This window comes from Actinomadura gamaensis (genome assembly GCF_042652125.1).
Classification (GTDB): Bacteria; Actinomycetota; Actinomycetes; order Streptosporangiales; family Streptosporangiaceae; genus Spirillospora; species Spirillospora gamaensis.
Genome location: NZ_JBHSIT010000003.1, coordinates 266,162 through 285,123, shown reverse-complemented (window position 1 = coordinate 285,123; position 18,962 = coordinate 266,162). Strand labels below are relative to the sequence as shown.

Here is an 18,962-nt window from a genome sequence, read left to right as displayed (position 1 = left end):
GCAGGCTCGACCCGACGCGGAGCCTCGTCCACCGATCGTGCCGCCCCCGGTCCGGCCGACGCGTCCGACCTCGCTTCGGAGGACGCCGCCCAGGCCGTTCCGAGCACCCCGTCGGACGCCGACGCGCATGAGCTCGGGGCCGGTGGGGCCTCGTCCACCGGGCAGATCCTGCGGGAAGGGATGCGGGTGCTCGGGGTGGCCATCCGGGCCGAGCCCCGCGTGTTCGCGGTGTCGGTGCTGGCCAGCGCCCTGTACGGGGCGATGACGGTCGGGACGGCGCAGGCGCTCGGGTGGGCCACCCAGCACACCGTCCTGCCCGCGTTCGACAGCGGGCACACGACGGCGGGGGCGCTGACCGCCGCCGCGCTGGTCATCCTCGGAGTGGCGTTCCTCAAGGCGCTCGGCGTGGCCGGGCGCCGCTTCTACGCCGGGCTCATGCAGTACCGGATGCAGGCGCGGTACCGGCGCGCGGTCACGCGGCAGTACCTCAGGCTGCCGCTCGCCTGGCACCAGAAGCATCCGACCGGGCAGCTCCTGTCGAACGCGAACGCGGACGTCGAGGCGGCCTGGGCGCCGATCGCGCCGCTGCCGATGGCGGTCGGCGTGGTGTTCATGCTGCTGGTCGCGGCCGTGTCGATCCTGCTGACCGACCCGGTGGTGGCGATCGTCGGGTTCCTGGTGTTCCCGGCGATCGCGCTGCTGAACGTGGTGTACCAGCGGCGGCTGGCGCCGGTCGCGACGCGCGCGCAGCGGTTGCGCGCGGAGGTCAGCGAGGTCGCGCACGAGAGCTTCGAGGGCGGGCTGGTCGTCAAGACGCTGGGCCGCGAGGAGGCGGAGACCGAGCGGTTCGCGGCGTCGGCGGAGGCGCTGCGCGACGCGAACATCGCGGTCGGACGCGTCCGGGGGATGTTCGATCCGGTGCTGGAGGCGCTGCCGAACCTGGGCGTGCTGGCCGTCCTGCTGATCGGGTCGGTGCGGCTGGAGGCGCACGCGATGACGGCGGGTGACCTGGTGCACGTGGCGTACCTGTTCACGCTGCTGGCGTTCCCGATCCGGTCGCTGGGCTGGGTGCTGGCGGAGGTGCCGCGCAGCGTCGTCGGGTGGGACCGCGTCCGGTCCGTCCTGGACGCGGGCGGGTCCATGCCGTACGGGGACGCGGAGCTGAAGGGCGGCGCGCCCGCCGCGCTGCGGGTCGAGGCCGTCCGGTTCGGCTACGAGCCGTCCGAGGGCGCCGCCCCGGCGGACGTGCTGCGGGACGTGTCGTTCGAGGCGTCCCCCGGCCGGACGGTCGCGGTGGTCGGCCCGACCGGCTCGGGCAAGTCGACGCTGACCTCGCTGCTGGTGCGGCTGGTGGACCCGGCGGACGGCACGGTCCTGCTGGACGGCCTGGACGCGCGGGACGTCCGGGCGGGCGGCATCGCCGCGACCGCCGCGCTCGTCCCGCAGCAGACGTTCATGTTCGACGACACGGTCCGGGGCAACATCACGCTCGGCCTGGACGTCCCGGACGAGCAGGTCTGGGCGGCGCTGCGGCTCGCGCAGGCCGAGGGCTTCGTCGCGGCGCTCCCGGACGGCCTGGACACCAGGATCGGTGAGCGGGGCGCGACGCTGTCGGGCGGGCAGCGGCAGCGGCTGGCGCTGGCGCGCGCGGTGGTGCGGCGGCCCCGGCTCCTCGTCCTGGACGACGCGACGTCGGCCGTGGACCCGCAGGTGGAGCAGCGGATCCTCGCGGGCCTGCGGGAGTCGGAGGAGAACGAGGCGGCGACGGTCGTCGTGGTCGCCTACCGGAAGGCGACGATCGCGCTCGCCGACGAGGTGGTGTTCATCGAGCACGGCCGCGTCGTCGATCGCGGGACGCACGCGGAGCTGCTGGAACGCTCCGAGGGCTACCGGAACCTCGTGAACGCCTACGAGCGCGCCGAGGCCGAGCAGGAGGCCCTCGAAGAGTCCGCCGCGGAAGTCGTGGAAGCCGACGACGCGCAGGCGATCGCCGAGAGAGAAGAGACCGGCGGCGCCCACGCGACCGGCGCTGCGCAGGCGACCGGCGCTGCGCAGGCGACCGGCGGCGGGCAGGCGACCGGCGATGTGGAGGAGACCGGCGGAGTGGGAGGCAGGGCATGACGGCGCTGAGCGAGTCGGCCTCGGCCGAGAGCGCGCTGAGCACGCTGCGGCGGGGGCTGCGGATCAGCCCCGAGTTCCGCGCCGGCCTGGCCGGGACGCTGCTGCTGGCGCTGGTCGCGACGGCGGGGCGGATCGTGGTCCCGGTCGCGGTGCAGCAGGTGATCGACAAGGGGCTGGGGAAGGGCGACGCGCATCCGGACCTGCCGTTCATCCGGACGGCGGTCGCGCTGTGCGCGGTGGGCGTGCTGGTCACGGCCGTCTGCGCGTACCTGATGAACGTCCGGCTGTACAGGAGCAGCGAGACGGGGCTGGCGGCGCTGCGGGTGCGGGCGTTCCGGCACGTCCACGACCTGTCGATGCTGACGCAGAGCGGCGAGCGGCGCGGCGGGCTGGTGTCGCGGGTCACCGGCGACGTGGACCAGATCAGCCAGTTCATGCAGTTCGGCGGGCTGATGATCATCGTGTCGGCGGGCCAGCTGGTGGTCGCGAGCCTGCTGATGGCGGTCTACTCGTGGCCGCTGATGCTGCTGGTGTGGGCGTCGTTCCTGCCGCTGGCGTGGGCGCTGCGCCGGTTCCAGCGGATGATCTCCGCGGCGTACACCCGCGTCCGCGAGCGCACCGGTGACCTGCTGTCGGTGGTCAGCGAGAGCGTGGTGGGCGCGCCGGTGATCCGCGCGTACGGCGCGGAGGAGCGGACCGCCCGCCGGGTGGACGAGACGGTCGACGCGACCCGCGCCGCGCAGACGCGCGCGCAGGGGCTGATCGCGATGACGTTCCCGTCCAGCGAGCTGGTCGCCGCGCTCGCGACCGCCGCCGTCGTGGTGTGCGGCACGCTGCTCGGCCTCGGCGGGCACCTGACCGCCGGGGAGCTGGTGGCGTTCCTGTTCCTGGTGACGCTGTTCGTGTCGCCGATGCAGACCGCGACCGAGGTCCTGAACGACGCGCAGAACGCGATCGCGGGCTGGCGGCGGGTGCTGTCCGTCCTGGACACCGAGCCGGACGTCGCCGACCCCGGCGAGGACGGCGAGACGCTGCCGCGCGGCCCGATCGAGGTGGAGTTCGAGCGCGTCGGGTTCGCCTACCCGGGCGGCCCGCCCGTCCTGCACGAGGTGAACGCGCGCATCGCGCCGCGCAGCCGGGTCGCGATCGTCGGCGAGACCGGATCGGGCAAGACGACGTTCGCGAAGCTGCTGACGCGGCTGATGGACCCGTCCGAGGGCGAGGTCAGGGTGGACGGGGTGCCGCTGCGCCGCGTCCGGTTCTCGTCGCTGCGGGACCGGATCGTGATGGTGCCGCAGGACGGCTTCCTGTTCGACGCGTCGCTCGCGGACAACATCCGGTACGGCCGTCCGGACGCGTCGGAGGCCGAGCTGCGGCTCGCGCTCACCGAGCTGGGCCTCGCGGACTGGCTGGACGGCCTGCCGCAGGGCCTCGCGACGCCGGTCGGGCAGCGCGGCGAGTCGCTGTCGGCGGGCGAGCGGCAGCTCGTGGCGCTCGCCCGCGCCTACATCGCCGACCCGGACCTGCTCGTCCTGGACGAGGCGACCTCGGCGGTGGACCCGGCGACCGAGGTCCGCATCCAGCGCGCCCTGGACGGCGTGACCCGCGGCCGGACGGCCGTCTCGATCGCGCACCGGCTGTCCACGGCCGAGGCGGCGGACGAGGTGATCGTGTTCGACAAGGGCCGGATCGTCCAGCGCGGCCCGGCGTCCGAGCTGGTCAAGGTGCCCGGCGTCTACGCGGACCTGCACGCCTCCTGGGTCGCCCAACGCAAGATCTGACTCCCCGTGCCCCGCCCCATATGAGCGCGTCCGCGCGGCAGCGGGCGCGGGGGCGGGGTGCGAGTGGGATCGGACACGTCTTCGGGAACCCGGGACGAACCGGGACGGCGCTCCGTGTCGTCTCGATCCGCGGCCGGGGCGGGGGGCGAGGTGGGTCCGGGAAGGGGTTCGCGGTGCCGGGGGCGGGGTACGGTCGGGGCGCGGCGCGGGAAAGCACTTGCCCGATATCTGGTCGAGTGCGCATTCTGCTGGGGTGAACAACGAGGTCGTGGTGGAATCGGCGAGCACCCTTCACGGGCAGCTCCAGCGTGGACTCGGCAGGGCGGCGCGCCGCGCCGCCGAGCGTCGCGGCGCCGGTGAGTACGTCTATGACTGTGTGCGGCGCGACCCCAGATGGGATCGCCGGTGCGAGTCTCGCGGCCTGTACTACGCGCGGTTGCTGGTCGATCTGGAGCTGCCCGTCGGGCCGCTCTCCGACCATCTGTTCGACGCCGCCGACCAGGACGACGAGGACGGCAGCCGGCCGGGACAGCGGGTCGATCTGGCGCTCGAGGTGCTCTCGGACCTGGTCCGGCTGAGCCGCCGCGAGGCCGCCGAGCCGCTGCGCCGGTACGCGCGGGAGGGCGCGCACTGGTTCGACGCGCTGAAGCTGCTCGTCGATCTGCGGGACCCGGCGCTGACCTGGGACCTGGACGACGTCGCGGACGGACGGTGCGACGATCACGAGCTGGCGCGGCTCGCGCTCGACACCGGCAATCCGGTGCTGGAGATGTGGGCGGCGCGGAAGCCGCGCGTCGCGGCGGCGCTCGCGGAGGAACGGGAGCGGAGGGCGCGGCGTCCGGTGGGGCGGTTCCGCGATTCCCGGGACCGCTTCGCGCGCGCAGGAGGGACCGCCGGGGTGGGCGGTGGTGAAGGCGGGCCCTCCGACACCGAACTGGTCGAGCTGGCCCGCCAGGGCGACGACACGGCGATCGCGGCGCTGTTCGAGCTGGGCCGCCGACGCGTCCCCGCGCTGCTGGACCTGGCCGAGGAGATCCTCCCGCAGCGCAAGCCGCGCTGGATCGGCGCGGTCGGGAAGGCAATCGAGTTCTACGGGCCGGACGCGCTGCCTCGTGCGCGCGTGTGGGCGAACTCGCCTGGTCCGTGCTCGTACGTCGGGAGGCGTCTGATCGCGAACCACGGCACCCGCCAGGACATCCCCCTGCTCATGGACGAGCTGACCGACGCCGTCGAGCGCGGTGAGTGGGGCTCGGCGGCCGAGCCCGTCGAGGGCCTCGGCAGGCTCCGCGCCGGCCAGGCCGTCCCGCTGCTGAAGTCGGCGTGGGTGGACACCGAGTACGCCTACCTGCGCCGCCGCATCCTGACCGCGCTGATCCGGACCGCGCCGCACACCGCCGAGTCCTACGCGGTCGAGGGCCTGTGGGACTGCGAGGAACCCGTCCGGCGGACGGCCGTGGAGGCCGCGCCGATCACCGAGGAGACCCGCACGCGACTCCAACGGCTCCAGCACGACTCCCCCGAGAGTCCGGAGGTCCGCGCGTCCGCCGCGTCGAGACTCGCGCACTGACTCCGCGCCGTTCCCGAACGCGGTGACGCCGGAGCCCAGACGTACTGAGGCGCGCGGAACTCGGGCGCTCTGAGGCGCGGAACTCGGGCGCTTCGCTGAACCGGGGCTCGGGGGGACGCGTACCAGAGCGCGACCCACACTCCGGGAGGCGCGATGAAACGCGAACTGGCGGCGATGCTGCTCGTCGGCGCGACTGCGGCGGCCTGCGGCGGCGGCGGAAGCGGAACCGGCGGCCGGGACGGCATGGCGGGCATGGGCATGGGATCGTCGTCCGGGCCCGCCGCGTCCATCGAGCAGCTCGCCGCGAAGACCGGCTGCACGCTGACCGGACGGCGCAGCTCCGACCAGCTGCGGCAGGGCGCGTGCCGGACGGCGAAGGGCCGGTACACGCTGGTCGGCTTCGACAGCGACAAGGACCGGGACGCCTGGCTGGACGAGGCGAGACCGTGGGGCGGTTCGTACCTGGTCGGGACGCGCTGGGTCGCCGTCGGCACCCCGGAGACGCTCCAGGCGCTCCGCGCGGACGTCGGCGGAACGGTCATGACGGGCGCCGAGCACGCCCACTGAGTCCCGGGACGGCACTACACTTCGCTCATGCGTTCGATCAGCGTCGCCGAGCGGCGGGCCCGCCTCGGCATCCGGCACAGGCTCGCCGCGGGTACGCGCAGCGAGGATCCGCTGGAGATCGCCCGGTCCCTGACCGCGCTCCACGCGACCGACCCGGCGACGGTGTACCTGCAGGTGGCGGCGCGCAGCCGCACCGCCGGGCCGACCCACGTCGAGCAGGCGCTGTACGGCGACCGCACGCTGCTGCGGCTGCTGGCGATGCGGCGGACGATGTTCGTCGTCCCGACCGACTTCCTGCCCGCGTTGCAGGCGGCCGTCGCCGAGCCGCTCGCCGTCAAGCAGCACCGCAGGTACGGCAAGCTCATCGCCGACGCGGGCGCCGTCGACGGCGACGTGGACGGCTGGCTGCGCGACGTCGAGGACGCCACGCACAAAGCGCTGCTCGAACTGGGCGAGGCGACCGGGGCGCGGCTCAGCGCGGCCGAGCCTCGGCTGCGCACGCAGGTGACGCTCGCCCCCGGCAAGCCGTACGAGAGCACGACCGGCATCACGACGTGGGTGCTGGTCACGCTCGGCTGCGAGGGGCGGATCGTCCGGGGCCGTCCGAACGGGTCGTGGGTCAGCAGCCAGTACGTGTGGTCGCCGGCCGAGACGTGGCTGCCGGACGGCGTGCCGTCCACCCTGCCGGTGGACGAGGCGCGCGCCGAGGTCGTCCGCCGCTACCTGCGCACGTTCGGCCCGGCGAGCGCGCTCGACGTCAAGTGGTGGACGGGCTGGACGGCGGGCGAGGTGAAGAAGGCCCTCGCCGGGCTCGACACGGCCGAGACCGACGCGGGGATCGTCCTCGCCGACGACCTCGAACCGGTCGCCGCGCCCGAGCCGTGGGCCGCGCTGCTGCCCGCGCTCGACGCGACGCCGATGGGGTGGAAGGAACGCGACTTCTACCTCGATCCCGGTCACATTCCGTCACTGTTCGACCGGAGCGGCAACATCGGCCCCACCGTCTGGTGGGACGGCCGGATCGTCGGCGGCTGGGGTCAGGACGCCACCGGAGCGGTCGCGTTCCGGCTCCTGGAGGACGTCGGGTCGGACGCGGAGGCCGCCGTGACCGCCGAGGCGGAACGTATATCCGCCTTCCTCGACGGCGTCCGGATCGTCCCCAGGTTCCGGACGCCCCTGGAACGCGAACTGTCGTCGTGACGGAGCGTGCGTCCGCGAAGACGGGGCCATGCCCGCTGAACGGATGCTCCCCACCCCCGGATCCGAGGACCTGATCGCGCTCACCCGCGGGCTGGCGGCCAGGGAGCTGGCCCCGCGCGCCGCGCCCGCCGAGGAGGCCGCCGCGTTCCCCCGCGAGGTGTTCCGGCTGCTCGGCCGCGCGGGACTGCTCGGCCTGCCCTACCCGGAGGCGGACGGCGGCGGCGGGCAGCCCTACGAGGTGTACCTCCAGGTCGTGGAGGAGATCGCGTCGGTGTGGGCGTCGGTCGCGGTCGGCGTCAGCGTGCACACCCTGTCCTGCCTCCCGCTCTGGACGCACGGCACCGGCGAGCAGAACAAGCGCCTGCCGGACCTGCTCGCCGACATGGCCGCCGCCGTCGAGTCCGCCCGCGCGTCCCTCCGTCCGCCGGGCGCTGGCGCCATGTGACGGCGGGCCGGCTTCCGCCCGGCCCGCCGTCACACCGTCATACCGTCATCTTCGTCATGCCGTCATGTCGTCACGCCGGGTCCGAGCGATCAGCCGGTCGCGCGGGCCGACTTCGCGGCGCGGTCGATGATGCCCGCGATCACCTGCGCGGTCTCCGGCGGATGGCGGGCCAGCCACCGCAGGACGGCCCGGTCGTATTCGCCCAGCTCGACGTCGTGCTGGGCGCAGACCGAGACGAGCAGGTCGTGCGTGCGGGCGCGCATGACCCCCCGCTTGCCGTGCGAGGCGTAGATGTCCCGCACCTCCATGTAGGCGTCGTTCTCGGTCTCGTAAGGTCCGCTCATCCCCTGGCCTCTCATAGCCCCGTTTACCTCTTATTCGCCGCAGCCGGAAATCGGTTCCCGGTCTCCGCTCAGCGGACCTTCGCGAGCTTGGCCGTCCGCCCGTCCTGCCAGAGCAGCCAGTCCCCGGCGGCGAACACGCGCCCGGGCCAGACGACGCGCTCGTGCGTGCGCAGGTCGTAGACGAACGACCCCACGCGTCCGCGCGAGTCGGTCACCGAGTAGGCGATGACGTCGTTCCCGACGGTCAGCTGCGAGGTTCCGCTCATGGTGGGAAGGTGGTCGACGCTGACGGGGGCATCGGAGGACCCGTTCATGCGGTCCTTGAGGTAGAGGGTCCGGCCGTTCACCCAGGCGAGCGTCTGCTTCGTGGCCGCGGCGACCCACGTGCGGCCGATGTCGGACGTCTTCGCCGGAAGCATGGCGCGCGGAACCGGGAGGCTCCGTGCGAACCGCGGTGGAGTGGTGCTGAGGTCGATCTCGTTCAGTGTCGTGAGCTTCGTGGAGTCCAGATAGAACAGCGTCGGATCCGACAGAGCGACCGGGAACGCGTGCGCTCGGGCGAGCATGTCGGAGGTGGCGAGGGTCTCGGCGTCCTTGGGAGAGGCGTGACCGCAGAGGCGGTAGGCCCTGATCGCCCAGGGTTGCTCGGTGTACACGACATGCGTCCCGTCCGCCCAGACTCCGTAACGGGTGTCGATCGGTCCGTAGCCGGCCTTCACCTCTCCGGCCGCGTTGGCGCAGCTCATCCCGTCCTGGAAGGCGTAGATCCGCGCTTGCGGTGTGATCGCGTACCGGGAGTTCGGCTGTGGGTTCTTCGCACTCGGGAAAGCACGCTCGAGTGAGTACAGGCGGGTGCTCTTCCCGGGGCGCGGCTGCCCGCGTGTCAGAGGGGCGCCGATCTGCCAGAGTTCAGAGCCGAAGCGGGCCAGGAACGAGCCGTCCGGGGAGAGGGCCACCGGGACCATGGGTCCGGCGGGCGAGGCGGGGACCTCGACCGGTACGGACTTCTTGGTGAGGTCGGCCGGGTCGCCCTTCTTCTTGACCAGGGCGCCGGACGTCGTGCCCGAGGTGATCCGGGAGATCGGCAGGTGGGCGCTGACCGCCATGGGGACGGTGACCGCGGCGACGGTCGCGGCGGCGGCGCAGGCCAGGGCGGCGTGGCGGCGGCGGGTGGCGCGGCGGACGCGGTGGCGGTTGTCCGCGGCGGCGTCCGGGCTCGGGCGGACGGCCGCCGCGCGGCTTTCGAACGCCTCCTTCAGGCGGCTTTCGAGGTCGGTCATGGCGTGTCCTTGAGTTGCTCGCCGAGCGCGGCGATGGCGCGGGAGGCGTGGGCCTTGACGGTTCCGACGGCGACGCCGAGGGTGTCGGCGGTCTCGCGTTCGGTGAGTTCGAGCCAGTAGCGGAGGATGAGCACCTCGCGCTGGCGGCGCGGGAGCGCGTCCACGGCCCGGAGGAGTTCCGCGACGTCCTCCTGGTCGAGGGCGGCGGTCTCCGGGGTGCCGGACGCGGCGGGCGCGACGGCGAGCTGGGCGTGGCGGCGGCGCGCCATGCGCAGGTGGCGGAGCCGACTGCGGGACGCGTTGCACACGCTCGCGCGCACGTAGGCGAGGGCGGCGTTGGGGTCTCGCAGGAGGCGCCGTCTTCGGTGGAGGCGGACGAACGCGTCCTGCGCGACGTCCTCCGGATCGTCCGCGCCGAGGAGCCGCGCCAGGCGGACCATGCCCCAGAAGTGCGCTTCGAACAGCTCGTCGTAGGGCACCTCGGGGACGGGCACCGCGACGCCCTCCGCTGTCAGGTGTTGGATCACGGACCAGAGACGAAGCTGACGCCTCGGGGTTTACCGTAAGCCGAGACTTTCTGCGAGAGGAGCGTGGCCGATGGCGCTGCCCGAGCTGGAACCCGGCGTGCTGCCGCCCGGGACCGAGCGGCTGCGCGGGGAGGTGCGGGACTTCCTGCGGGCGGCGGACTTCGAGCCGCGCTGCGACTCGTGGCTGACCGGCGCGGACCCGGAGTTCAGCCGGGCGCTCGGCGCGCGCGGCTGGCTCGGGATGACGCTGCCGGTGGAGTACGGCGGGCGCGGACGCTCGCCGCTGGAGCGGTTCGTGGTGATCGAGGAGCTGCTCGCGGCGGGCGCGCCGGTCGGGGCGCACTGGATCGCGGACCGTCAGATGGGACCGTCCATCCTCGCGAACGGCACCGAAGAGCAGAAGCGCCGCTTCCTGCCCGCGATCGCGCGCGGCGAGTGCTTCTTCGCGATCGGCATGAGCGAGCCCGACGCCGGTTCCGACCTGGCGTCCGTCCGGACCCGGGCCGAACGGGCGGACGGCGGGTGGCGGCTCAGCGGGACGAAGGTGTGGACGAGCGGGGCGCACATCGCGCACGCGATGGTCGTCCTGGCGCGGAGCACGCCGGGCGCGACGCGGCACGAGGGTTTGAGCCAGTTCATCGTGGAGCTGCCGTCGGACGGCGTGACGATCCGTCCGATCCGGGGGCTGTCGGGTGAGCATCACTTCAACGAGGTCGTGTTCGACGGGGCGCCCGCGGAGCTGTTCGGCCGCGAGGGGGACGGCTGGCGGCAGGTGACGGCGGAGCTGGCGTACGAGCGGTCCGGGCCGGAGCGGTTCCTGAGCACGTTCGCGCTGGTCAGGCTCATGTGCTCGCTGTCGCCTGGCGCCGCGTCCGGGCGGCTCCTCGGCCGGCTGTGGGCGCTGCGGCAGGCGTCGCTGGCCGTGGCGGGCGCGCTCGCGGACGGCCGCACGCCCGATCTCGAAGCGGCCATGGTGAAGGATCTCGGGACGCGTTTCGAGCGCGAGGTGATCGAGGTGGCGCGCGAGCAGCTCGGCGTCGAGCCGGACCCGGCTTCGCCCGACCAGGCGGCGCGGATGCTGGCGCAGGCCGTCGTGCAGGCTCCCGGGTTCACGCTGCGCGGCGGGACGAACGAGATCCTGCGCGGCATTGTCGCGCGCGGCCTGGGGGTGCGCTGACGTTGACGCCGGTCGAGAGGACGAAAGCGCTGAAACTTGCGTCGGTCGGGGAGATGAGGCCGCTCAGGAGCGCGTCCGTCGGAAGGCGGGGTCGTTCATGAGCGCGCCGGTCGGAAGGCGGGGTCGTTCATGAGCGCGCCGGTCGGGGAGAAGGCGGCCTGGTGGGTCGCGTCGGTCGAGGTGGGGGTGCGGTGAGCGTGGAGCTTCTCGAAGAGACCGCCGGCGCGATCTTCGCGGGGGACGATCCGTGGCACGGCCTTGAGGAGACGGGGCTGACGGGTGTGGGCGTCCCGGAGGAGGCGGGCGGCAGCGGCGGTGATCTCGCGGACGTCGCCGTCGTGCTGCGGGCGCAGGGGTATCACGGGGTGAGCGTCCCGTTGGCGGAGACGATCCTCGCCGGGCGGCTCCTCGCGGCGACGGCGCATTCGGTTCCGCCCGGTCCGCTGACCGTCGTGGCGGGACGGTTCGCGCGGCGCGTGCCGTGGGCGAGCAGCGCGCACCGCCTGGTCGTCCTGCATCGGGGCCGCGCGGCGATCGTCGATCCGGGGGACGTGGCGATACGGCGGGGATCGAACGTGGCGGGTGAGCCGCGCGACGACGTGACGGTCGCGAGCGATCAGGCGGCCGTGGCCTGTCCGGTTTCGGCCGAGGACGTGTTCCTGCGCGGCGCGCTGTTCCGGGCCGTCCAGATGGCGGGGGCGATGCGCGGAGTTCTGCAACGATCGGTGCAATACGCGGGCGAGCGGGAGCAGTTCGGACGGCCGGTCGGGCGGTTCCAGGCCGTCCAGCAGCAGCTCGCGGAGCTGGCCGCGGAAGTGGCGGTCGCGGACGTCGCGGTGCGGGCGGCTTTGCGCGTCCCGGACGACGAGTTCGCGGTCGCGGCGGCGAAGCTGAACGCCTCGCGCGCGGCCGGCGTGGTCGCCGGGATCGCGCACCAGGTGCACGGCGCGATGGGCGTGACCTCGGAACATCCGCTCGGCGCGCTGACCACGCGGCTGTGGGCGTGGCGGGAGGAGTTCGGCGGCGAGGTGTACTGGGCCCGGCGGCTCGGTGAACTCGGCCGGATGCCGTGGGACGCGGTCAGTCGAACCGGCGGCGCACCGACTACCGTTACTTGGTAGTAGCCCCCCGACGGAGACGAGAAGCATGGCTCTACTCGACCGCCTGCCGACTCCCCCGCTGCCCCAGCTCCGGGTGCCCCGCTACACCGTCCACCGGCGGATCCCGGTGACGATGCCGGACGGCGTGACGCTGCTCGCCGACCGGTACGTCCCGCGCGGCGCGAAGAAGCCGCCGCCGACGCTGCTCGTCCGCACCCCGTACGGGCGGCGCGGCCCGGCGGCGCTGCTCAACGGCCTGCCGTTCGTTCCGTTCGGGTTCCAGCTCGTCGTGCAGAGCGCGCGCGGGACGTTCGGGTCGGGCGGCGAGTTCGACCCGCTCGGCAGCGAGCGCGACGACGGCGTCGCGACCCTGCGCTGGCTGCGCGAGCAGCCCTGGTTCGGCGGGTCGCTCGGCCTGTACGGGGCGTCCTACCTGGGTTATTCGGCGTGGGCGCTCGCGGCGGACGCGGGCCCCGAGCTGAAGGCGATGGCGTTGCAGATCACCGCGTCGTCGTTCCGCGAGGCCGCCTACGTCGGCGGGTCGTTCGCCCTGGAGTCGACGCTGACCTGGACGGACCTGACGCACCGGCAGACCGGCCGGTTCGGCGTGCTGACCGCGCCGCTCGTGTCGCGCCGCCGGGCGCTGCGGGCGGCGGCGTCGCTGCGCCCGCTCGCCGAGCTGGACGTCCTGACCGGCGGCGCGCCGATGCGCTTCTACCAGGACCTGCTCGCCGCGCACGCGGACGGCTCCGACTACTGGCTCACGCGCGACTTCTCCGGCAGCGTCGGACGGGTCGAGGCCCCCGTCACGCTCCTCGGCGGCTGGTACGACGTGTTCCTGCCGTGGGAGATCAAGGACTACCTCGCGCTGCGCGCCGCCGGGCACCGGCCGTACCTGACGATCGGCCCGTGGTGGCACGCGGACGCCCGGCACGGCATCGTCGCGTTCCGCGAGTCGCTCGCGTGGTTCCGCGCGCACCTGATGAACGACCCGTCCGGGCTGCGCAAGCATCCGGTGCGGCTGTACGTCACGGGCGCGCGCGAATGGCGCGACTACCGCGACTGGCCGCCGCCGGGGATGCGTCAGGAACGCTGGCACCTGCACAAGGGCGGCGGGCTCGGCCCGGACGGTCCGCAGCGGCACGAGCCGAGCACGTACCGGTACGACCCGGAACGTCCGACGCCGGCGCTGGGCGGGCCGACGCTGCTCGGCAGCTCGAAGCCGGTGGACAACCGCCCGCTGGAGAGGCGTCCGGACGTGCTCGTGTTCACCTCGCCGCCGCTCACGTCCGACCTGGAGCTGATCGGGCCGGTATCGGCCGACGTGTATTTGCGGTCGTCCCGAGCGCACACCGACCTGATCGTCCGGCTGTGCGACGTGGACGAGGAGGGCGTGTCCCGCAACGTCTGCGAGGGCGGGCTGCGGCTCACGCCCGTCCACCCCGCGGACGGCGACGGCGTGCACCGCGTCACCGTGGACCTGTGGCCGACTGCGCGGCGGTTCAGGCGCGGGCACCGGGTGCGCGTGCACGTGACCAGCGGCGCGTACCCCAAGGTCGCGGCGAACCCCGGCACCGGCGACCCGCTGACGAGCGCGGCGCGCCCGCCGGTCCCGGCCGACCAGGAGGTGTTCCACGACCCGGACCGTCCCTCCGCGATCCTGCTCCCGGTCGTCGAGCGGTCCCCGGAGGCGTCCGTGCCCGCCGCCCCGGACGCCGAGATGGGCGGCGCCGCGAACGGGAACGGCGGGGCCGAATAGGGCACCGCCGAAACCTCCCCTCCGGGAGGGGCACCTTCGTCCCGGCGAACTCCGCCGGGGCGCCGGAGTAGCCTTCGATCATGACCGACTGGCGGACCACCGCCGATCCGTCCGCCTTCGAGGCGGCGGTCGGCGGCCTGCTGCGCGCGGACCCGGTCCGCCACACCACCCAGTTGACGATCCTGGACGCCTTCCGCCGCACCGGCCCGCACGCCTACGGCCTGGACGACCCGCTCTTCGGCTGGCTCGGCGAGCCCGAACCGGTGGCCGCGTTCCTGTGCACGCCCGGGTTCCCGGTGCTGCTGACGTCGGTCGCCGACGACGACGCGCGCGCTCTCGCGGACACGCTGCCGATCAGCCCGGCGGGGGTGAACGCCGAGCCGTCCGCCGCCGTCGAGTTCGCCGAGGCCTGGCGGAAGCGGACCGGCGCGGCGTCGTGGCCGCTCATGCGGCAGCGCCTCTACCGGCTCGGCGACCTCGCCCCGCCTCCGCCGCCGCCCGGGAGCGCGCGGACCGCGACGCCCGCCGACGCCTCGCGCGTCCTGACGTGGAACGCCCTGTTCGCCGACGAGGCGCGCGGCGGCGTCCCGCCGCAGACGATGATCGACCGGCTGCGCTCGGGCTGCGTCCTGCTGTGGGAGGTGGACGGCGAGGCCGTCTCGATGGCCGCGCGCACCCCCGCCGTGGACGGCATGACCCGCGTCGCGCCCGTCTACACGCCGCCCGAGCACCGGCGGCGCGGCTACGGCGCGGCCGTGACCGCCGCGCTCAGCCGCGCCGCGCTGGACGAGGGCGTGCGCGACGTCGTGCTCTTCACCGATCTCGCGAACCCGACGACCAACGCGATCTACCAGGCGATCGGCTATCGCCCCGTGGGCGACCGCCTCATCCTGGGCTTCACGGAGGCAGCCACGTGAACGGGACATCGAGCGCCGGCGACGAGGCGACAGACGCGAACGGCACGCCGGCGGACGCGAACGGCACGCCGGCGGGGGGACGGGCGACGGGGGTTGGGGTCCCGGCGGGGATCGATCCGTCGCGGCCCTCGGCGGCGCGGATCTATGACTACTTCCTCGGCGGTAAGGACAACTTCGAGGCGGATCGGGCCGTCGCCGAGCATCTGCTGAAGCTCGATCCGAGGACGGTCGAGGCGGTGCGGGAGAACCGGCGGTTCCTCGTCCGGGCCGTCCGGCATCTGGTGGAGGACGCCGGGATACGGCAGTTCCTCGACATCGGCACCGGCCTGCCGACGCAGGACAACGTGCATCAGGTGGCCGCGCGCTACGCGCCGGACGCCCGCGTCGTCTACGTGGACAACGATCCGCTCGTCCTCGCGCACGCGCGCGCGTTACTGAGCGGCGGTGGCGCGACCATCGTGCAGGGCGACCTGCGGCGGCCCGACGAGATCCTGGCCAATCCCGACGTGCGGGAGGCGCTCGACTTCTCCCGTCCGGTCGCCGTTTTACTTGTGGCGGTGCTGCATTTCGTCGCGGACGACGAGGATCCGCGCGGCGCGGTCGCGACGCTGCGCGACGCGGTGCCGTCCGGGAGCCGGATCGTCCTCACGCACGGCACGGCGGACGGCCCGTACGCGCGCGGTGAGGAGTCGACCGAGGCGTACCGGAAGGCCGACAGGTCGCTGACGCTGCGCTCCCTCGACGAGATCAGCCCGTTCTTCGACGGCCTCGACCCGGTGCCGCCGGGCCTGACGTGGGTCCAGCGCTGGTGGCCCGAGCGCCCCTACGAGGACGGCGACCTGCGCGGCATGTACGCGGGCATCGGCGTCAAAAGGTGACGGGCAGCCGTTCGGGACGGCGGACCATGAGGCCGCTGCGCCACGGGATCGCGTCCGCCGGTTCGGCGAGCGCGAGGCCCGGCAGGCGGCGGGCGAGCGTCCCGAAGGCGACCTGGAGTTCCATGCGGGCGAGGTTCGCGCCGAGGCAGTAGTGCGGCCCCTGCCCGAACGTCAGATGCGGGCATTCTTCCCGCGTCTGGTCGAAACGGTCGGCCCGATCGAACACCTCGGGGTCGCGGTTGGCCGCGGCCGACAAGGGCATGACGGCCTGGCCCTTCGCGACGCGTCCGGACGGCAGCTCGACGTCCTCCAGCGCGACGCGCAGCATCCCGCCGTCGCCGGGAACGTCCCAGCGCAGGATCTCCTCCACCGCGGTCGGGACGGACTCAGGGTCGGCGACGAGCGCGGCGTACCGGTCCGGCTCGGCGAGCAGCGTCAGCGCGCCCCGCGCGATCACGGTCGCGGTCGTCTCGTGCCCGGCGACGATCAGCCCGACGACCATCCGCAGCAGCTCCCGCTCGGACATCGCCTCGCCGCCGTCACGGGCCTCGATCAGCGCGTCCACCAGGCCGTCCGAGGGGTGCGCCCGGCGCTCGGCGATCAGTTCGGCGACGTACCGGGAGAACGCCCGGCCCGCCTCGGCGCGCTCGTCCGCGCCCTGGTCGGACGTCGAGAGGAACGCGTCCGACCAGACGCGGAACCGGTCCCAGTCCTCGGGCGGGACGCCGAGCAGCTCGGTGATGATCCGGATCGGCAGCGGGAACGCGAACGCCGCGACCAGGTCGGACGGACTGCGCATGGCGTCCACGAGGTCGTCGGCGATCCGCTGCGCACGAGGCCGCCACGCCGCGATCCGGCGCGGCGTGAACGCGCCCGACGCCAGCCTCCGCAGCCGGGTGTGGCGGGGCGGATCCATGTTGATCAGCGCGCTCGGGTCGTCGCCGACGTCGGTGCCGCGCAGCAGCCGCGGCGCGCCCGGATAGTGCAGCTCGCGGCTGAACCGCGGGTCGCCGTACACCTGCCGGACGTCGGCGTGCCGCACCGCGACCAGCGCCTCGTCCCCGCTCGGCAGCCGCACCGGCGCGAGCGGGTCGTCCGCCTGCCTGCGGTGCGGCTCCGACTCGTCCTCGAACGGGAACGCGCGCACGGCCCACCTCCTTGATCACGTCCGCGCCCGCCAGTCTCCCCGCCCACTGGACACCTGTCCAGGGCCCCGGAAAACCCTTCGCGCCGTCCGGCCGGCGCTTCCTACGATCGGGCCATGGACGATCCCGACGGCTACTTCGGTGAACAGGTGGCGGCCCGCTACGACGACGATTCCTCGGAAAGGTTCCGTCCGGAAACCGTGAACCGGACGGCCGACGTCCTGGCCGACCTCGCGGGCGGCGGCCGGGCCCTGGAGTTCGCCGTCGGCACCGGACGCATCGCGCTCCCCCTCGCCGCCCGCGGCGTCGAGGTGCACGGCATCGAGCTGTCCCGCGCGATGCTCGCGCGCCTGCACGCCAAGCCCGGCGCCGACAAGGTCCGCACCACCGTGGGCGACATGACGACGACCCGCGTGGACGGCCCGTTCTTGCTCGTCTACCTGGTCTTCAACACCATCACCAACCTGACGACGCAGGACGCGCAGGTCGCCTGCTTCGAGAACGCCGCCGCCCACCTGTCCCCGGGCGGCCGCTTCGTGATCGAGGTCGGCGTCCCCGAACTGCGCAAGCTCCCGCCCGGCCAGACGATGATCCCGTGGCACACCGGCGAGACGTCGTACTGCTACGACGTCCTGGACGCCGGCACCCAGTCGATGATCGGCCACTACATCACCGTGGACGGGGAGCGTTCGGAGCACAAGACGATCCCGTTCCGCTACGTCTGGCCGTCCGAGCTCGACCTGATGGCGCGCCTCGCGGGCCTGCGCCTCGTCCACCGCTGGTCCGACTGGACGCGCGAGCCCTTCACCCACGAGAGCACCGGACACGTCTCCGTCTGGCGCAAACCCGCCTAGCATCGGTCATGGGGAGCTGACCGTAATGGAGCGTGCTCATGACCGCATGGAGCGAGTACACGACCGGTGAGCGCGTGAAGATTTTGCGCGGCACCGAACTCACGCAAGCGGGGCTGGCCGAGGCGGCGGGGGTGTCGCTGGCGCTCGTCCAGAAGCTGGAACAGGGCGGGACCGTCAAGGTGGCCTCGCTCATCAGCGTCGGCGACGCGCTCGGAACGGACGTCTCGGTGCTGCTCGGGCAGCAGGCTCCGCGCCGTTCCATGTCGCGGGCCGAGCGGACGGCGTTGCGCACGATGTCGCTGGCCATCCACGACAGCGCGCTCACGCCGCCGGACGCGTCCGTCGAGCCGCCGCCGCTCGCCGATCTGAAGGCCGCGCTCGCGCGGGCGTGGGACGGTTACTGGCGCGGCGACTACCTGAACGCGTGCGCCATCGCGCCGCGGCTCATCGCGGAGGCGCGCGCCTTCGTCGAACGGCATGAGGGACGGCTGCGGGAGCAGGGACTCGCCGTCCTCGCCGACACGCTCCAGATCGCGGGATGCGTGGCCAACCTCTTCGGCAAGCCCGACCTCGCCTACGCGGCGATCACGCACGCGCTGCGCGCCGCCGACGGCTCCGGCGACGTGCTCCTCACGTCCGTCCTGAACTCGGCCCTCGCCTGGATCCACCTGCGGGACGGACGCGTCGAACGCGCCGTGTCCGTCTCCGAACAGGCGGCGGTCGCGATCGAGCCGAGTTTCGGGCGGGCCGATCCGGACCGGCTCTCGGTGTTCGGCAACCTGATGCTCCGTGCCGCCGTGTCGTCCGCGCGCTGCGACGATCGCGTCCGCGCGGAGGACTACCTCTCGCAGGCGCACGCCGCCGCCGCGCGCCTGGGCGTGGACGGCGACCGCTACCACACGCTCTTCGGCCCGACCACGGCGCGCACGCACTCCTTGGAGATCCATCTCGCCTTCGGCGACGTCGGCAAGGCCCTCGACCTGATCGCGGAGACCCGTCTCCCCCGCAACGTCCCCCTGGCGGCGTGGGGACGCCACCAGCTCAACGTCGCGCTCGCCTACAGTGACGCCCGGCGCTGGGACGCCGCCACCGACACGCTCCTCGAAGTCTGCGACCGGGCACCCAACTGGATTCGCCACCAGGTTCTCGCCGGAGCGGTGGCCCAGCGCATCGGCGACGGCTCCACCGCCAACCTCCGCAAGGTCACCCAGCACCTCGGCGTCCCCCTGCTGCCCCGCTGACTCTTACGGGTCGTAAGAGTCGGGCAAGGGCGGCGCTCCGGACTGGAGTGCACATACCT

16 protein-coding genes and 1 pseudogene are annotated in these 18,962 nt (G+C 73.6%); 13 read left to right on the top strand and 4 right to left on the bottom strand.

Annotation, left to right across the window (positions count from 1 at the left end; genetic code table 11):
• Positions 1–180 precede the first annotated feature (180 nt).
• From ACFPCY_RS11725 to ACFPCY_RS11700, 6 genes and pseudogenes are all read left to right on the top strand, one after another.
• Positions 181–2,121 carry an ABC transporter ATP-binding protein gene (locus ACFPCY_RS11725; RefSeq protein ID WP_378255125.1) on the top strand — a complete coding sequence of 647 codons (1,941 nt, stop codon included), beginning with the start codon at positions 181–183 and terminating at the stop codon, positions 2,119–2,121.
• Entirely contained in the window at positions 2,118–3,902 is a 1,785-nt protein-coding gene (locus tag ACFPCY_RS11720; RefSeq protein WP_378254235.1) for an ABC transporter ATP-binding protein, read from the top strand. Before ACFPCY_RS11725 ends, ACFPCY_RS11720 begins: the two co-directional genes overlap by 4 nt.
• Positions 3,903–4,155: 253 nt before the next feature.
• The gene (locus ACFPCY_RS11715) at positions 4,156–5,469 is read left to right on the top strand and encodes a HEAT repeat domain-containing protein (RefSeq protein ID WP_378254233.1); all 1,314 of its coding nucleotides are present in this window, start codon (positions 4,156–4,158) and stop codon (positions 5,467–5,469) included.
• A gap of 153 nt (positions 5,470–5,622) precedes the next feature.
• Positions 5,623–6,036: a hypothetical protein gene (locus ACFPCY_RS11710; RefSeq protein ID WP_378254231.1), complete on the top strand. Its 414-nt coding sequence runs from the start codon at positions 5,623–5,625 to the stop codon at positions 6,034–6,036.
• A 27-nt stretch (positions 6,037–6,063) separates the two neighbouring features.
• The gene (locus ACFPCY_RS11705) at positions 6,064–7,236 is read left to right on the top strand and encodes a winged helix DNA-binding domain-containing protein (RefSeq protein ID WP_378254228.1); all 1,173 of its coding nucleotides are present in this window, start codon (positions 6,064–6,066) and stop codon (positions 7,234–7,236) included.
• A 28-nt stretch (positions 7,237–7,264) separates the two neighbouring features.
• Positions 7,265–7,612, top strand: a pseudogene (locus ACFPCY_RS11700) (acyl-CoA dehydrogenase family protein); the annotation flags it as partial.
• Positions 7,613–7,770: 158 nt separating this feature from the next.
• On the opposite strand, the gene ACFPCY_RS11695 reads toward ACFPCY_RS11700, so the two are convergent.
• From ACFPCY_RS11695 to ACFPCY_RS11685, 3 genes are all read right to left on the bottom strand, one after another.
• Positions 7,771–8,025 carry a hypothetical protein gene (locus ACFPCY_RS11695; RefSeq protein ID WP_378254226.1) on the bottom strand — a complete coding sequence of 85 codons (255 nt, stop codon included), beginning with the start codon at positions 8,023–8,025 and terminating at the stop codon, positions 7,771–7,773.
• 68 nt (positions 8,026–8,093) lie between these two features.
• On the bottom strand, positions 8,094–9,305 hold the full coding sequence (locus ACFPCY_RS11690; RefSeq protein WP_378254224.1) for a hypothetical protein: 1,212 nt from the start codon (positions 9,303–9,305) through the stop codon (positions 8,094–8,096).
• The gene (locus ACFPCY_RS11685) at positions 9,302–9,832 is read right to left on the bottom strand and encodes a sigma-70 family RNA polymerase sigma factor (protein WP_378254223.1); all 531 of its coding nucleotides are present in this window, start codon (positions 9,830–9,832) and stop codon (positions 9,302–9,304) included. Before ACFPCY_RS11685 ends, ACFPCY_RS11690 begins: the two co-directional genes overlap by 4 nt.
• A gap of 70 nt (positions 9,833–9,902) precedes the next feature.
• Here ACFPCY_RS11685 and ACFPCY_RS11680 point away from each other — a divergent pair, with 70 nt between their 5' ends.
• The 5 genes from ACFPCY_RS11680 to ACFPCY_RS11660 all read left to right on the top strand — a co-directional run bounded on the left by ACFPCY_RS11680 (position 9,903) and on the right by ACFPCY_RS11660 (position 15,663).
• Complete coding sequence (locus ACFPCY_RS11680) at positions 9,903–11,009, top strand: acyl-CoA dehydrogenase family protein (RefSeq protein WP_378254221.1); 1,107 nt, start codon at positions 9,903–9,905, stop codon at positions 11,007–11,009.
• Positions 11,010–11,200: 191 nt separating this feature from the next.
• Positions 11,201–12,130, top strand: a complete 930-nt coding sequence (locus ACFPCY_RS11675) for an acyl-CoA dehydrogenase family protein (protein WP_378254219.1) — start codon at positions 11,201–11,203, stop codon at positions 12,128–12,130.
• Between the two features lie 25 nt (positions 12,131–12,155).
• Positions 12,156–13,868, top strand: coding sequence for a CocE/NonD family hydrolase (locus ACFPCY_RS11670; protein WP_378254217.1), 1,713 nt, complete (start codon positions 12,156–12,158; stop codon positions 13,866–13,868).
• Between the two features lie 80 nt (positions 13,869–13,948).
• Positions 13,949–14,785 carry a GNAT family N-acetyltransferase gene (locus ACFPCY_RS11665; RefSeq protein ID WP_378254215.1) on the top strand — a complete coding sequence of 279 codons (837 nt, stop codon included), beginning with the start codon at positions 13,949–13,951 and terminating at the stop codon, positions 14,783–14,785.
• Entirely contained in the window at positions 14,782–15,663 is an 882-nt protein-coding gene (locus ACFPCY_RS11660; RefSeq protein ID WP_378254213.1) for an SAM-dependent methyltransferase, read from the top strand. Before ACFPCY_RS11665 ends, ACFPCY_RS11660 begins: the two co-directional genes overlap by 4 nt.
• Here the strand turns inward: ACFPCY_RS11660 and ACFPCY_RS11655 are convergent.
• Positions 15,653–16,810, bottom strand: coding sequence for a cytochrome P450 (locus tag ACFPCY_RS11655; protein WP_378254211.1), 1,158 nt, complete (start codon positions 16,808–16,810; stop codon positions 15,653–15,655). The genes ACFPCY_RS11660 and ACFPCY_RS11655 overlap by 11 nt on opposite strands.
• A 114-nt stretch (positions 16,811–16,924) precedes the next feature.
• Between ACFPCY_RS11655 and ACFPCY_RS11650 the strand changes: the two genes are divergently transcribed.
• Both ACFPCY_RS11650 and ACFPCY_RS11645 read left to right on the top strand, forming a co-directional pair.
• Positions 16,925–17,662 (top strand): class I SAM-dependent DNA methyltransferase, encoded by a 738-nt coding sequence (locus tag ACFPCY_RS11650; RefSeq protein ID WP_378254209.1) that lies wholly within the window; start codon positions 16,925–16,927, stop codon positions 17,660–17,662.
• Positions 17,663–17,700: 38 nt separating this feature from the next.
• A complete protein-coding gene (locus ACFPCY_RS11645) occupies positions 17,701–18,903 on the top strand; it encodes a helix-turn-helix domain-containing protein (protein WP_378254207.1) in 1,203 nt (400 codons plus the stop codon).
• Positions 18,904–18,962: the final 59 nt, after the last annotated feature.

Excerpts from the sequence above, each read along its gene's own strand:
- ACFPCY_RS11725 (WP_378255125.1), top strand. The coding sequence starts at position 181 with ATGCGGGTGCTCGGGGTGGCCATCCGGGCCGAGCCCCGCGTGTTCGCG.
- ACFPCY_RS11720 (WP_378254235.1), top strand. The coding sequence starts at position 2,118 with ATGACGGCGCTGAGCGAGTCGGCCTCGGCCGAGAGCGCGCTGAGCACG.
- ACFPCY_RS11710 (WP_378254231.1), top strand. The coding sequence starts at position 5,623 with ATGAAACGCGAACTGGCGGCGATGCTGCTCGTCGGCGCGACTGCGGCG.
- ACFPCY_RS11705 (WP_378254228.1), top strand. The coding sequence starts at position 6,064 with ATGCGTTCGATCAGCGTCGCCGAGCGGCGGGCCCGCCTCGGCATCCGG.
- ACFPCY_RS11695 (WP_378254226.1), bottom strand. The coding sequence starts at position 8,025 with ATGAGCGGACCTTACGAGACCGAGAACGACGCCTACATGGAGGTGCGG.
- ACFPCY_RS11690 (WP_378254224.1), bottom strand. The coding sequence starts at position 9,305 with ATGACCGACCTCGAAAGCCGCCTGAAGGAGGCGTTCGAAAGCCGCGCG.
- ACFPCY_RS11680 (WP_378254221.1), top strand. The coding sequence starts at position 9,903 with ATGGCGCTGCCCGAGCTGGAACCCGGCGTGCTGCCGCCCGGGACCGAG.
- ACFPCY_RS11670 (WP_378254217.1), top strand. The coding sequence starts at position 12,156 with ATGGCTCTACTCGACCGCCTGCCGACTCCCCCGCTGCCCCAGCTCCGG.
- ACFPCY_RS11665 (WP_378254215.1), top strand. The coding sequence starts at position 13,949 with ATGACCGACTGGCGGACCACCGCCGATCCGTCCGCCTTCGAGGCGGCG.
- ACFPCY_RS11650 (WP_378254209.1), top strand. The coding sequence starts at position 16,925 with ATGGACGATCCCGACGGCTACTTCGGTGAACAGGTGGCGGCCCGCTAC.
- ACFPCY_RS11645 (WP_378254207.1), top strand. The coding sequence starts at position 17,701 with ATGACCGCATGGAGCGAGTACACGACCGGTGAGCGCGTGAAGATTTTG.